This is a genomic window from Lachnospira pectinoschiza (genome assembly GCF_020564355.1).
Classification (GTDB): Bacteria; Bacillota; Clostridia; order Lachnospirales; family Lachnospiraceae; genus Lachnospira; species Lachnospira intestinalis.
In genome coordinates, this window is the sequence record NZ_JAJCRR010000047.1 from 1 (window position 1) to 398 (window position 398).

Annotated in this window: 1 protein-coding gene; it reads right to left on the reverse strand. The window is 36.2% G+C overall.

Going from position 1 to position 398, the window contains the following annotated elements; translation table 11 throughout:
* Window positions 1–303 (reverse strand): 2-amino-4-hydroxy-6-hydroxymethyldihydropteridine diphosphokinase (folK, locus tag LI288_RS14180; RefSeq protein WP_227091089.1); only part of this gene is annotated, 303 nt, incomplete at its 3' end.
* Window positions 304–398 lie beyond the last annotated feature (95 nt).

Sequence of the window (398 nt, forward strand, 5' to 3'; positions counted from 1 at the left end):
GTAAAATAAAATATCAATGTCTATCGTGCGTGGGCCCCAATGAATCTTACGTACACGCTTTAATTTAGCTTCGATTTCGTGAATAAGCACCAATAGTTGCTTCGCTTCAAGTGTCGTTGAAATCTTCACTGCCATATTGACAAAGTCATCTTGTTCCACACCCCCAACAGGTGAAGTTTGATAAAACTTTGACTTTTTATCTATTAAAATAGCCGAATTCTGTCCCAATAAACTTACTGCATCTTGTAAATAAGCTTGCTTGTCTCCAATATTGCTCCCTAAACTCAAATAAACCGTTTGCATCACTTTCTCGTTTTCCCCTAGAAAGCCGTAAATATTCTCTAAAAGTTAAATATTTTAACCGACCATTTCAATTTCGACATTGTCAAAGATTCCTG